Source organism: Acetobacterium tundrae, assembly GCF_008086615.1.
Lineage (GTDB): Bacteria > Bacillota > Clostridia > Eubacteriales > Eubacteriaceae > Acetobacterium > Acetobacterium tundrae.
Window position 1 is genome coordinate 267,122 of record NZ_RXYB01000002.1, and the last position, 14,015, is coordinate 281,136.

Annotated in this window: 8 protein-coding genes; 6 read left to right on the plus strand and 2 right to left on the minus strand. The window is 39.6% G+C overall.

Translation table 11 applies throughout. From position 1 onward, the window contains the following. Window positions 1-59 precede the first annotated feature (59 nt). Entirely contained in the window at window positions 60-3,116 is a 3,057-nt protein-coding gene (locus tag FZC40_RS02735) for a methyl-accepting chemotaxis protein (protein WP_243135725.1), read from the minus strand. Window positions 3,117-3,667: 551 nt separating this feature from the next. Between FZC40_RS02735 and FZC40_RS02740 the strand changes: the two genes are divergently transcribed. Then, window positions 3,668-5,428, plus strand: a complete 1,761-nt coding sequence (locus FZC40_RS02740) for a sensor domain-containing diguanylate cyclase (RefSeq protein ID WP_148602405.1) — start codon at window positions 3,668-3,670, stop codon at window positions 5,426-5,428. 330 nt (window positions 5,429-5,758) lie between these two features. Beyond that, window positions 5,759-5,959, plus strand: a complete 201-nt coding sequence (locus tag FZC40_RS02745; RefSeq protein ID WP_148568030.1) for a cold-shock protein — start codon at window positions 5,759-5,761, stop codon at window positions 5,957-5,959. A 551-nt stretch (window positions 5,960-6,510) separates the two neighbouring features. Here FZC40_RS02745 and FZC40_RS02750 read toward each other — a convergent pair. After that, window positions 6,511-7,209, minus strand: coding sequence for an MBL fold metallo-hydrolase (locus FZC40_RS02750; RefSeq protein WP_148602406.1), 699 nt, complete (start codon window positions 7,207-7,209; stop codon window positions 6,511-6,513). A gap of 242 nt (window positions 7,210-7,451) precedes the next feature. Here FZC40_RS02750 and FZC40_RS02755 point away from each other — a divergent pair, with 242 nt between their 5' ends. From FZC40_RS02755 to purF, 4 genes are all read left to right on the plus strand, one after another. Then, window positions 7,452-11,180, plus strand: coding sequence for a phosphoribosylformylglycinamidine synthase (locus FZC40_RS02755; protein ID WP_148602407.1), 3,729 nt, complete (start codon window positions 7,452-7,454; stop codon window positions 11,178-11,180). Window positions 11,181-11,223: 43 nt separating this feature from the next. Then, window positions 11,224-11,718 carry a 5-(carboxyamino)imidazole ribonucleotide mutase gene (gene purE / locus FZC40_RS02760; RefSeq protein WP_148602408.1) on the plus strand — a complete coding sequence of 165 codons (495 nt, stop codon included), beginning with the start codon at window positions 11,224-11,226 and terminating at the stop codon, window positions 11,716-11,718. A gap of 79 nt (window positions 11,719-11,797) precedes the next feature. Further along, complete coding sequence (gene purC / locus FZC40_RS02765) at window positions 11,798-12,505, plus strand: phosphoribosylaminoimidazolesuccinocarboxamide synthase (protein WP_148602409.1); 708 nt, start codon at window positions 11,798-11,800, stop codon at window positions 12,503-12,505. 107 nt (window positions 12,506-12,612) lie between these two features. After that, window positions 12,613-14,001, plus strand: a complete 1,389-nt coding sequence (purF, locus tag FZC40_RS02770; RefSeq protein ID WP_148602410.1) for an amidophosphoribosyltransferase — start codon at window positions 12,613-12,615, stop codon at window positions 13,999-14,001. Window positions 14,002-14,015 lie beyond the last annotated feature (14 nt).

Sequence of the window (14,015 nt, forward strand, 5' to 3'; positions counted from 1 at the left end):
CATGCGTAAATTGAACCCGAAAGGATTTTTGTGGATAAATCATCAATAGTAAAGTTTAGTTAGTATTTATCCATTTCCATATCATCTAATACAATTCGTGGTTTAGGAGCAGAACTGTCTGATTGTTTTTCGGATTTTGAAACGGTTGGATGCTCCTTCATTCCCAAACCAATATTATCGTGGCTTTTCAGTTTAAATGTATCCACCATACCTTTAAGCATTTGTGCCTGGCCAGTTAGCTCTTCACTGGCAGCAGCACTTTCTTCAGCAGTAGCAGAGTTGGTTTGAACCACTTGAGAAACTTGTTCGATCCCTTGGGTGATTTGGGCGATTTCTGAAGCTTGATCGTTGGAAGCCTGGGCAATATTCCCAACTAAGCTGGCAACTTTTTCAATATGATTTAAAATATCTCTCAAACTCTCAGCTGTTTCGTCGGCAATCTTTGTTCCAACTTCCACTTTTTCAATGGATCCTTCAATAAGGCTGGTTGTTTCTTTGGCAGCTTCTGCACTTCTTGCCGCCAGTGAACGAACTTCTTCTGCAACTACAGCAAAACCTTTCCCCTGCTGTCCAGCTCTGGCAGCTTCAACGGCGGCATTTAAGGCTAGAATATTTGTTTGGAAAGCAATATCGTCAATGACCTTGATGATTTTTGAAATGCTGTTAGAGGAATCATTGATTTCTACCATGGCTGTGACCATTTTTTCCATTCGATCATTTCCAATCTGTGCATTCGTTCGAACTTCAATCGCTCGATTGTTGGCTTCGTTGGCACCAAGTGCATTACGCTTGGTTTCTGCGGCAACCTCCTCAATAGAGGCGGTTAGTTCCTGAATGGAACTTGCCTGTTCGGTTGTTCCCTGGGCCAAGGCCTGACCGCCATCGGATATTTGTATAGCACCTGATTCGACTTGTCCGGCGGAATCATTAATCTCGGCCATGACTTCGCTTAAACGTGTGGTAATGTTGTTGATGGCAATTTTAATATTGACAAAATCACCATGATAGTAAGTTGTGATTTCCTGGCTGAGATCACCTTCGCCAATGAGTGTTAATGTCTCGGAAATTTCATCTACATAGCGTTTCAAAAATTTCACAGTTTTATTCATATCATCCTTGATTTTACCATTTTGTCCTTTGAAATCACCTTCCATGGCAATGCTCAGATTGCCCTGTGACAGTTCGTTTAATACCCGAGAAGCTTCTTGTATCGGGGCAGTGACTGCATCCAGGGTGTTATTAAAGCCTTGGATGACTTTGGCATATTCGCCTGGGAACCCGTTGAGATCACCACGGTTATCCAAATCGCCTTCAATAGCCACGCGAGCCATTTTATCCGTTTCATCAACCAGCATTACAATGTTTTCAATCATGGCTGTTAAACTTGGTATTAAATTATCATTTTCACTATGTTTTCCAGCTGATTTCAGTTCCGCAAGGTCAGTCATATCACCGGTTGCAATATGGTTGGAAATATCAACAATATGAACCAACTTGTCATGAATGCCATTAATCGATTCAGCTATTTCAGCGTATATCCCCTGGTAGCTTCCTTCAATTTTTGCAGAAAAATCATTTTGGCTTATCAGTGCTAAAACTTCATTTCCTTCTTTCAAGGCACCTAAACCGTCAATACAGGAGTTGATATTGTTTTTTATGGCATTGAAGTCCCCATGATATTCGGTTGTAATCTTTGGCGGGATGCGACCATCACCAATTCTTTCAATGGATTTTATGGCAACTTTCAGAGGGTTCTTGAAGGTAGTCACAATTTTATTCACACAGATAAGAAAATCTTTATAGGAACCGGGATAGTTGTCGGTGTTTCCTTTAAAATCCAGTTGACCCTCTATAATCGCGGTTTTAATTTCTTCCATGCCATCATGAAGTTTATTCATTTCGCTGATGACTGAATTTAGGGAATAGGCGAGAACATCTCGGTCAGATTCGGGCTCGATTTCAACACTGAAATCTCCGTCAGCTAAACGCTGAGCGGCCTGGGCCTGAAGTTTTCTGTTTTTAACCATCTCGCCGAAGGAGATCATGAGTTCGCCAATTTCATCATTACTGGTTGGAATAACATCTACATCGACATCACCAAGTGCCAATTTATCAGCGGCATCTTTAAGCTTAATAATAGGGGCGGTCAGACGCTTGGCTAAAATGTAGGCGGTGAGACCGCCGAGTAAGAAAACAATAAGTGAGGCAATTATAATGACATTTCTTAAATTGATCATGGGTGCCAGGACGTTCGTTTGATTTTCGGTAATTATCAACGTCCAATTGGTCCCCGGAATGGGTGCGGTGGCGGCAATTTTTGTTTCGCCATTATGTTGATATGAAAGCATGCCAGTTTGCCTGGTCCCAAGATCTTTTAGGGATTGTCCGAAGTCTTTAAAAGGTCCATTTTTGTCAATGTCATCAAATACATTAGTCTGATTCATAATTACCTGATCGTCGGGATAGGCCATGAGTTCGCCGTCTGAATTAATGACAAGACCGTATTTTTCAATGCCATCCCCTAAAGCATTGGTGATATCTTTTAAAAAGGTAGGATCTCTTCTGCCAACGAGTAGACCCACGACCTGCCCATTGCTTTTAATCGGCGCGACGTCAAAAATAACGGGTTGTAAAGTTACCTTGCTGATAGCAACATCTGAAATAGCACTTTCGCCTTTAAATCCATTTACATACCAAAACTGGCCGGCAGAATCAAACTCTCCGCCACCCAGTACATATTTAGCGTGGCCATTTAGGTCCATGATTGCAATGTCCTGATAACCAAGTTGAGTGGCATCAGGCGATAAAGCTGCAACCTGGGTAGCCCAATCCATAGAAGAAAGACCCGCTCTTCCGGTAACTTCAGTAAGTGTTGTCAAATTTCCAGTTATAATGGCGCCGATATGGGAAGCTCCTTCGGTGGCATATTCTTTTGCATCATCGTTTGAACGATTTGTAATCGCTGAGGATCCCATATTATATGAAATGACTCCTAGGGATAATACGGCGACTGCAAGAATTGCAAAGATAAATCCTACTAATTTAGTGGATAAATGTTTTTTTTGCGGCCCTTCTTTTTTAATGTTTGTTTCTTCATTTGTTTGATTCTCGTTCATTGAATAACCCTCTTTTCAATTTTATGCGCTCCTAATTTGACATAATATATACATAAAAAAACGATTACACGCTTTTGAATTTCAATAATATGTAAACAACTATATTATTTAGTATAACCATTATTTGCAAATTTTCCAGTTTTATTCACTGTAAATTTTAGTGATTCAATATTTGTACGTTTCTGTTGAAAAAATTTGAACTTTCTACTGGATTTTGTTAAGTCTTAAGCGATAAGCAGCGTGAAAGCCATTGTTATGATTATTATTTTTATGGGTGAACGGGATCAGATCTCTTTATTGTGAAATTCATGAATTATGATCGTTTGATACTGAGCGATCCCGGTATCTAATAGGCAACTCTGTCGATTCTTTTTAAACCTATTACTTGTAATAGGACAATACCTAAATTTGTTGATAATAAGACTGGTAAGGTGTTGGAAAAATTGGTACAATAAAAAAAACGACAGACATAAATATACTTGTTAATCTTGTTTTAAATGGCTAATGTTATTGGGTATAAAATAATGTAAATTAGAATAGAGGAAAAATCCATGATCAGTAAAACAGTCATTGTACAAACGATAAGAGATTTAACAGCCTTTGTACATACGGATGAAATTAATAAATTCTTCAAAGAATCATCTTCGGTATTTATTCAGATCTTCATACCAGAAATGGATGCTGACTGGGCTATGAGTATTGAAGCTGTTCTAAGCGAAACATTTCCCGCCGCCGTCATTGTAGGGGGATCAAGTATGGGCGGGATTGTTCATGGAGGACTGTGCATCGAATCCACTATTTTATCGATCACGTTTTTAAAAAAAACCATGGTTAAGGGTTTTATCGTTGATGGATCCAGTGATGATTCAAAAGCGTTGGGTAAGACATTGCAACAAAAAATTAGCAGTTCTTGTAAGAATATAGCAGGAGTGTTGTTATTGGCAACAACTTCGAATATGAATGTTGCAGAATTTTTGACCGGCTTCTCAAACCCAAAGGGCACTTTTCCTGTTTTTGGAGGAGGTTCCGGGAATGTTGCAGAGACAGAAGACTCTTTGTTGTTCCTTAATCATGAGGTTCAAACCAAAGGGGTAGTAGCGGTGGCTTTTATCGGAAATTACATTAAGATTGAAGCGCATACATACCTTGGATGGCAAGCATTAAGTAAGGAGATGGTTGTTACGGAAATGGATGGACCATGGGTTAAAAAAATCGATGATCAACCGGCCTTTAGTATATATCATCGTTATCTTGATATTCAAAATGATGAGAACTTCTTTCTTAATGTATCAGAGTATCCTTTATTGCTAAAAAGAGATGGTGTTGAGTACGCTAAAACACCAGTAGCAGCAAATAAAGAAAACGCAATTAAATTTCTTTCTGATATAAAAGTAGGAGAAACCTTTCGGATTGCTTATGGAAATCCCCAAACAATGATTGATCAGGCCCATGTTATTCAAGATCGGATCGACAACTTCAATCCAGAATCGATTTTTCTTTACAGCTGCGTTTCCCGATTGTCACTTCTTCAACAAGACGTGGATTTAGAGACAAAACCTTTTGAAGCAATTGCAACGACCTTTGGATTTTATACTCAGGGTGAATTTTATGGTCAAGTTGACAATATACATCTTCTTAATGCGACGATGGTGGCGGTTAGTATGAAAGAAGGGGTAAAGAGCAGGAAGCGAATTAAGAGGGGGGAACTGCCGTTACTCTCTGAGAATCCGGATCCTTTTGCCAATAAACATTTTCAAATTATTTCTCGCTTGGTTAATTTTATTCAAGCGGTTACAGAAGAACTTGAGGAAGTAAATAAAGAGTCCCGAATTCTTGCCGAAAGAGATTACTTAACGCAAGCCTACAACCGAGTGAAAGCTCATGAATTCATTGAAGCTGAAATAAATCGTTGCCAACGCTATGACACAGAATTATCATTTTTAATTTTGGACGTGGATCTTTTCAAAAGTGTCAATGATACCCATGGACACAATGCTGGTGATGCCATCCTTGTCTATCTTGTCAAAATGCTTAAACAGGAAATTAGAGATATTGATATGTTAAGTCGCTGGGGGGGGGAAGAATTTCTTATTATTATGCCTGAAACTGATCTTGAGGGGGCGAAAATCTCGGCGGAAAGAATTCGCAAAACAATTGAACAGACTATATTTCCTAAAGGAAATCATCAAACATGCAGTATCGGGGTCACTTCATACAAAGTTGGAGAACGCTTTGAAGAAACCATTGATCGCGCCGATCAAGCTCTTTATGAAGCAAAAAAAAGGGGGCGAAACCGCGTTGTGGCAAAATGAAGAATAGAAGTTTTCCCGAAGGATTGCGAAAAAGCCTTTAAAATTGGGACTAAAAATTCAGCTAATAATAAAACTCGATTATTTTAATAAACCTGTGTTTTTCATTAGTTGAATTTGTTGTTCAAAGGGGAATGTTAATATAATTAAGATATAAAAGTTTGTAAAAAACATTTGACAAAACATCCGAAATAGCTTATGATAATAAAGAATTAAAGTGTATAGATTGATTTCACATATTTTTGAAAGTCATTTTTACGTTTAGATGGTTTCTAAAAGTATGTGTTTTTGCTTTTTGCATCACGATTTAATTAAAATGTAGGAGGTACCAAAATGAATACAGGTACAGTAAAATGGTTTAACGAGGAAAAAGGTTTTGGCTTTATTTCAGTAGATGGTGGCGAAGATGTGTTCGTACATTTCTCTGCAATTGTTGCTGAAGGACGTAAAAATCTTGTTGAAGGACAACGCGTAACTTTTGACACAGAAAAAACTGATCGTGGCTTACAAGCTACAAACGTTCATGTTGCATAAGTTTTTAATGTAACAAGGGGCGCGATGCCTTCTAACTTTTTAAGTTAGAAGGCATCGCGTTTTTTTATGTCTTAAATAAAATAAAAAGCGAAGATTTCTGCATTTGCAGGGATCTTCCTTTTTTATTTTAAGCCTAGATAAGACGAAGGACGTTTGCTTAATTTTATTAAAAAGGACTGGCTCAACTGGGGTGAGTCATTATAATACGGCAATGGTTAGAGTGTTTAAACCATAAGGGGGCAGGGTAAATATATTTATATTTAAAGGGGTGATGATATGGAAAAGGTATCAGCTGTTATTGTTGCATGTTCGTTTGTCCCCACAATGCCATAAAGATCAATTCATCACTCATGAACAAACTGATCCGGTTACCAAACGGTGCTTCTCGTAAAATTTTCAGGGAAAGTATGGCTGGTCAGAATAAAAAATCGGCTTTGTATCGGCAGTTCTAACCAGCCTGAAATACTAATTTCTTCATATTTCACCCCTCCGAATGATTCAGTCTTAATGAGAGATAGAAAATTTAGATATACTTTATGAAAGCATTTTCTTTAAATTTCTTCAGCCCAGGTATTCTTAATTTTCACGTTCCGTTGATTGAATTCAGGAATAATGGTTTCTGTATTGCCGATCTTATCTTTGAATTTCTTAATAATTCCAAAATCATCCATGAAGTGCATGGGGATCATGACCTTTGGGTGAAAGGTTTCAATAAAATACTGTCCGGCTTTGTAGAATGAATCTCCCAGACGCGGGTCGACCGGTACAAAAGCAAATTCCATGGGGAGATTTTTCATTTTTTCTATTTCTGCTTTAAAATCGATTTCTTCCTGTTCAGGATCAATTTCTGGTTTGAGCTTGGTATCCCAATCCCACCAATTCAAATCTCCGGCGTGGAAGATGCGATGCTGGTTGGTGGCAATATAATAGGACAGGCCCTGGTCGGTGGAGCCAAAGGTTCTGATATCCATCCCACCTAATGACATATGCTGGTAGGGCTCCATCGTATGGGTTTGGAATGTCGAAACTTTTGGAATATCTGAACTTAGAATATAAGTGGGTTTGTAAATCCGATCCATCGAGAAAATATCGGCCGTATAATGATCGCTATGTCCATGTGTCACAAAAAAATAATGGGGGATGCTTTTGCGCAGCAAACTGTTTGGAATATGGGTAAAGCAATCAAAAATAAGCGTCTTGTCTTCAAATTGAATCAGGAATCCGCTATGGTGCAGGTGATAAATTTTCATTATGAACCTCTTTCATTTAATTTTCATTTTTATTGGGTAATAATTCGCATAGGATATAATATAACCATTATAATACTCAAACATAATTAATTATACGTTTATTTTTTTTGAAGAGAAAAGAATTAAAATAAAATCAATAAATTTAAGGAAATAAAAAAAATAATCCGAACGTTATAAATTATATTGAAAAAATTGTTCGGAAATAGTAAAATAAGAATATCATTAAAAAAGGTGGGAAAATTGTGATAAAACGAATTTTTGTAGAAAAAAAAGAAAAATTTGAAGTTGAAGCCAAAGCGCTGACACAAACATTTCAAAGAATTTTAAAGATTCAAAACCTTGAATCCATGCGTATTTTGTATCGTTACGATGTGGAAGGTGTTGAAGAAAAATTATTTGGTCAGGTGATCAGCACCATTTTATCAGAACCCAATGTAGATACAGTGACAGAGAATACATTTCCAAAAAGGGATCAGGACAAAATCTTTGGCATTTCGTATTTGCCGGGTCAGTATGACCAACATGGAGATTCTGCGGTTCAATGTATTCAAATCGTATCTGGTGAACGGGCGATTGTTAAAGTTGCAAAAATTGTTATTCTCACCGGGGACATCACTCAAAAGGAATTTAACAGCATCAAACACTATATGATTAACCCTGTTGATTCCCAGGAAGCAAAGCTTGAACCATTTATTACATTAGTTGACGAAATTCGTGAGCCACAGGATATTACTCAATTGGATGGATTCAGGGAGCTTGATAAAAATGGATTAGAAGCCTATCGTGTAAATAATGGATTTGCAATGACGACAGAGGATATTATTTTTGTCCAAAACTATTTTAATAATGACGAAAAACGGAATCCGACCATTACAGAATTAAAAGTAATTGATACCTATTGGTCAGATCATTGTCGTCATACGACCTTTTCAACCCAGATACAAAAGGTGAAATTCCTGGGAAACGATCCTGTTTCCGAGGAAATGAAGCAAGCGTATGCAGATTATATAAAAAATAGAAACGATCTTTATGGTGAAAATACCAACCGCCCGATGAGCCTGATGGATTTGGCTGTGATTGGTACTAAGATCCTTAAAAAACAGGGGCGTATTCCAGATTTAGATGAGTCAGAGGAGATAAACGCCTGCAGTGTCAACATGATTGTAGATCATGACGGAGTTGATGAAGAATGGTTGTTGATGTTTAAAAACGAAACCCACAATCATCCCACAGAAATTGAACCATTTGGTGGGGCGGCAACTTGTTTAGGAGGCGCTATTCGCGATCCTCTTTCTGGTCGAAGTTATGTGTATCAGGCCATGCGGGTAACCGGTGCATGGGATCCACGGGTTCCAATTGAAGATACTCTCCCTGGTAAATTGCCGCAGCGAAAAATCTCTACTGAGGCGGCGCAGGGATACAGCTCTTATGGAAACCAAATTGGTTTAGCAACCGGACAGGTTACGGAAGTTTATGATCCGGGATTTTTGGCAAAACGCATGGAAGTCGGTGCTGTGATCGCAGCGGCTCCCAAAGAAAATGTCATCAGAGAATGTCCAATACCCGGAGATGTTGTTCTCCTGGTGGGCGGCCGTACCGGAAGGGATGGCTGTGGTGGAGCGACCGGATCATCCAAGGCGCACACGGAAGAATCCATTTCGGAAAGCGGCGCTGAGGTTCAAAAAGGAAACCCGATTGAAGAACGAAAAATTCAACGGCTCTTTAGAGATAAAGAGCTGGTAACCTTAATCAAACGATGTAATGATTTTGGTGCCGGCGGGGTCTCCGTTGCCATTGGAGAATTGGCTGACAGCTTGGAAATTGATTTGGATAAAGTACCTAAAAAATATGAAGGTCTCGATGGAACGGAATTGGCTATTTCCGAATCCCAGGAACGAATGGCGGTGGTGGTTGATCCCAAAGATGTGGAAACTTTTATTGCCATGGGACATGCGGAAAATTTAGAAATTACTCAAGTTGCCGTTGTAACGGAAACCGGCCGTTTGATCATGAAATGGCGTGGTTCTGAAATCTTGAATATTTCAAGAAGCTTTTTGGAGACCAACGGCGCTCCTCAGTTTATTGATGTCGATGTTGAGCCGCCAAAAGAAGTTAAAGCAGATTCTGAAACAGAAAAAAACAGTTCCTTTAGAGAAACGCTAATGGAAACACTCCAGGATTTAAATATTGCCAGCCAACGGGGCTTGGTGGAAATGTTTGATTCCACCATTGGTGCTGGTACAGTTGCTATGCCCTATGGCGGAAAAAATGCGTTATCGCCAATGGACGGAATGATTGCAAAAATTCCGGTGATTCACGGAGATACCACCACTTGCAGCATGATGACCTTTGGTTATAATCCGAAAATTTCAAAAAACAGTCCCTTCTTAGGGGGCATGATGGGGGTTATTGAATCCTTGTCGAAACTGGTTGCGATCGGCGGCGATTACAATAAAGCCAGGCTCAGTTTTCAGGAATATTTTGAACGATTGGGAAAAGAACCGGTAAAATGGGGCCGTCCTTTTGCAGCTCTGCTTGGCGCTTATCGGGTTCAGACCGCGATGGGAACACCCGCCATCGGCGGAAAAGACAGTATGTCCGGAAGTTTTGAGGATTTAACCGTTCCTCCGACCTTGATTTCTTTTGCAGTGGCAACGGCTCATGTGGACGATGTCATCACCAGTGAAATCAAATCTACTGAATCATTGTTGCAGCTGTTCGTCCTTCCTTTGGATGAAAATGATGTGCCGGGTTTAGCTGGGATTAAAGCGATTTACGATGTTATCATCAAAGCCAACAAGAGCGGAAAAGTTTTAAGCGCTAAAACCCTTGGCTTTGGCGGTTTAGCTGAAGCGATTGTAAAGATGGCACTTGGAAATGACATTGGCGTTACATTAAACGACCGACTGGATCCGAAATTTATTTTCGCACCTCATTATGGCAGCATTATTATTGAAAGTTTTGAAATCCTGGAAGGTGCAATACCAATCGGTAAAACTAATTTCATTGGAAAAATTGTTTATGAAAATGAAAGTGTTGATTTAGCCGAGCTTGCTGAAGTTTGGGAAGCCCCGCTGCGAAGTGTATACCCTGAAAAGGCGGATACAACAGGGGAAGTAACGACCTTAAGCTTTAATGCCGCACCGATCGTCTATACCAAAGAAAAATTCGCTTCACCGCAGGTATTTGTTCCGGTATTCCCGGGAACCAACTGCGAATACGACAGTACAAAGGCATTTGAAAATGCCGGAGCAAAACCAGTCACTGCTATTTTTAGAAATCAGTCGGCTCAGGATATTACAGATTCTATTGACGAGATGGCAAAATTTATTAAAGCATCGCAAATTATTATGATTCCGGGAGGCTTTAGTGCTGGTGATCAGCCTAATGGTTCAGGAAAATTTATTGCTTCGGTCTTTAGAAATCCCAAGATGATGGCTGCGGTCTGGGATTTGCTTAATAACCGCGACGGTTTGATTCTGGGTATCTGCAACGGCTTCCAGGCCCTGATTAAATTGGGACTGGTTCCCAATGGCGAAATCTGCGGGATTACCAATGATATGCCGACCTTGACCTTTAACACAATTGGACGGCACGTGTCTACGATTCCGATGACTCGAATCAGTTCCAATCTTTCACCCTGGCTTGCCGACACACAGGTAGGCGATATTCACCGCATGCCGATGTCTCATGGGGAAGGCCGGTTTGTGGCTAATGATGATGTGATGAAAAAACTAATTGAAAATGGCCAGATTGCCACTCAGTATGTCGACTTCAGCGGCGACGCAACGTTGAATGGTAGATTTAATCCTAATGGATCAATGTATGCAGTTGAAGGCATTACCAGTTTGGATGGTCGTGTATTCGGGAAAATGGGTCATTCGGAACGTATCGGCAAAGGCTTGTATAAAAATATTCCGGGAAACATGGATCAGCAAATATTTAAAGCCGGGGTTAATTACTTTAAATAATAGTTAGAAAAAGAAGAAAATTTAGATTTAAAGGAGATTAAGAATGAGTACACCAAAAGTTGCTGTCATCATGGGAAGTGATTCCGATTTTGAAGTGGTAAAGAAATGTTTAATTGCATTGGAAAGATTTGACATCGAGTATGAAGTTCAGGTTATTTCTGCTCATAGGAATCCACAAAAGATTTTTGAATATGCGGCCACAGCTGAAGAGCGCGGGATTGAGGTCATTATCGGGGCGGCTGGAAAGGCTGCTCATCTGCCTGGTATCATTGCCGGAATCACACCACTTCCGGTTATCGGGATACCGATCCAAACTTCTTTTCAGGGTGGTCTTGACTCCCTATTGTCCATCGTTCAAATGCCGTCTGGAGTACCGGTTGCGACAATGGCAGTGAATGGGGCAGAGAATGCCGGAATTTTAGCGGCTCAAATGCTTTCGATAAAATATCCGGAAATCCGCAAAAAAATGAAAGCTTTTAAGATTCTGTTAAATGATGAAGTGATTGCAAAAAATGAAAAAATCCAGGAAATTTTATAAAATAGTTGCATATCAGTGTTAAGAAGCACTTGTTATAGAGTTCACATCAAAAATTCAAAAAAGAATCAAGGAGATTAAGATGGAAAAGTTAGAACAATTGTATGAAGGCAAGGCCAAAAAAGTTTTTAAAACCGATAATCCCAATGAATTTATCATCGAATATAAGGATGACGCCACCGCATTTAACGGCGAGAAAAAAGGCAGCATTGTTGGAAAAGGGGTTATTAACAATAAAATGACTGAGCTTGTTTTCAACATGCTTCAGGAAAAAGGTATTCCCACCCATTTCATTAAACTTTTATCAGATTCTGAACAATTGGTAAAAGCCGTTACCATTTTCCCATTGGAAGTAATCATTCGAAACACCGCCGCCGGTTCTGTCTGCAAGCGTCTTGGTTTGGAAGAAGGGCTGAAGTTAAAAACTCCGATTTTTGAATTCTGTTATAAAAACGATGCATTTGGAGATCCGATGATAAATGATTCCCACATCATTGCTATGGAACTTGCCACTGCGGATGAAATTGAAACGATTCGAGATATGACCTACAAAATCAATGATATCTTAAAACCTTATTTCTTCGAAAAGGGAATTAACCTCATCGATTTCAAGATCGAGTTTGGTAAAACAAATGATGGCCAAATTGTATTGGCAGATGAAATTTCTCCGGATACCTGCCGTTTCTGGGATGTTAAAACCAATGAAAAACTTGACAAAGATCGTTTTAGAAGAGACCTTGGCAATGTTGAAGGCGCATACGTAGAAATGTTAAAACGCGTTCAGTCGTAATTTCTACGCAGCAGATTTAAAAAATGATTAAGAATAAAGTATGATTGAAAAAAATAAAATTTAAGGTAGAAAATTAATTCAAAATACCTGGAGGAAAAAACATACCAATGATAAATGATAAATTTCATGATGAATGTGGAATAATGGGTGTTTATCTCAAATCTAAAGAGATTAACTGTGCTTCTTATATTTATTACGGTCTCTATGCACTGCAACACCGAGGACAGGAAAGTGCCGGCATTTCAGTAAACAAAGATGGTAAAATTCAAACACATAAAGAAGTTGGACTGGTCAGTGAGGCATTTAAAAATGGCGCTTTAAAGCAGATGAAAGGGAACATTGGGATTGGTCATGTTCGGTACTCAACATCAGGAGATGAAGGTGTTACGAATGCTCAACCATTGACGGTTAATCACAGTACTGGCCAAATCGCCTTGGCGCATAATGGTAATCTTATCAATGACAATGCTCTTCGTGAAATGCTTGAAGATTCAGGTGTTGTGTTTCAAACCACCATCGACACGGAAGTGATGGTCAATATTATAGCCCGAGGCTTACGACATGGAATGATTGAAGCCATTCAGCGAATGGTGGAAATCATCAAAGGAGCTTATGCATTGGTCATTACCGTTGGCGACCAATTGGTGGGGGTTCGTGACCCCTATGGATTACGGCCTCTTTGCATCGGTAAAAAAGATGACGATTATTTCCTGTCGTCTGAAAGCTGCGCCCTGGATGGAATTGGAGCAGAACTCGTTCGAGATGTTGAACCAGGTGAAATTGTCGTTATTGATGAAAACGGACTGACGAGTTACGGGCAGAACAACTGGGTAAAAAAGAAAGCCTGCATTTTTGAATTGATTTATTTTGCCCGACCTGATTCAATCATGGATGAAACTTCTGTTTACGCGGCACGTCATAAAGCTGGGGAAATTCTGGCAAAGGAAAGCCCTGTTGAAGCAGATATAGTCATTGGTGTGCCGGATTCTGGTATTCCTGCAGCAATCGGATATGCTGAAGCTTCCGGAATTCCGTATGGTGTTGGTTTGATTAAAAATAAATATATCGGGCGAACATTTATTCAGCCTAATCAGAAACTGAGAGAAGAAGGGGTTCGAATCAAATTGAATCCTTTAAAAGAATGTGTTGAAGGAAAACGCGTTATTATTATTGATGATTCCATCGTTCGGGGAACCACTTGCAAGCGATTGATTGAGATATTAAAACAGGCCGGAGCAAAGGAAGTACATTTCCGTGTAACCAGCCCACCAGTTGCGCACACCTGCCATTTTGGCATTGATACACCCCGACGGAAACACCTCATTGGTGCAAAAAAAACAGTTGAAGAAATCCGCGAAATATTGGGAGCAGATTCACTGGCGTATATTTCTCTTGATGGATTGACGGAATCTGTTGGAGGGAAAACCACTTTCTGTCGCGCTTGTTTTGACGGGGAATACCCCATGGAAGTGCCTATTTTAGAAATAAACGAATAAAAAAGTAAACGGAT

Coding starts and splice junctions, on each gene's coding strand:
- FZC40_RS02745 (WP_148568030.1), top strand. CDS start 5,759: ATGAATACAGGTACAGTAAAATGGTTTAACGAGGAAAAAGGTTTTGGC.
- purF (WP_148602410.1), top strand. CDS start 12,613: ATGATAAATGATAAATTTCATGATGAATGTGGAATAATGGGTGTTTAT.
- purC (WP_148602409.1), top strand. CDS start 11,798: ATGGAAAAGTTAGAACAATTGTATGAAGGCAAGGCCAAAAAAGTTTTT.
- FZC40_RS02740 (WP_148602405.1), top strand. CDS start 3,668: ATGATCAGTAAAACAGTCATTGTACAAACGATAAGAGATTTAACAGCC.
- FZC40_RS02750 (WP_148602406.1), bottom strand. CDS start 7,209: ATGAAAATTTATCACCTGCACCATAGCGGATTCCTGATTCAATTTGAA.
- FZC40_RS02735 (WP_243135725.1), bottom strand. CDS start 3,116: ATGAACGAGAATCAAACAAATGAAGAAACAAACATTAAAAAAGAAGGG.
- purE (WP_148602408.1), top strand. CDS start 11,224: ATGAGTACACCAAAAGTTGCTGTCATCATGGGAAGTGATTCCGATTTT.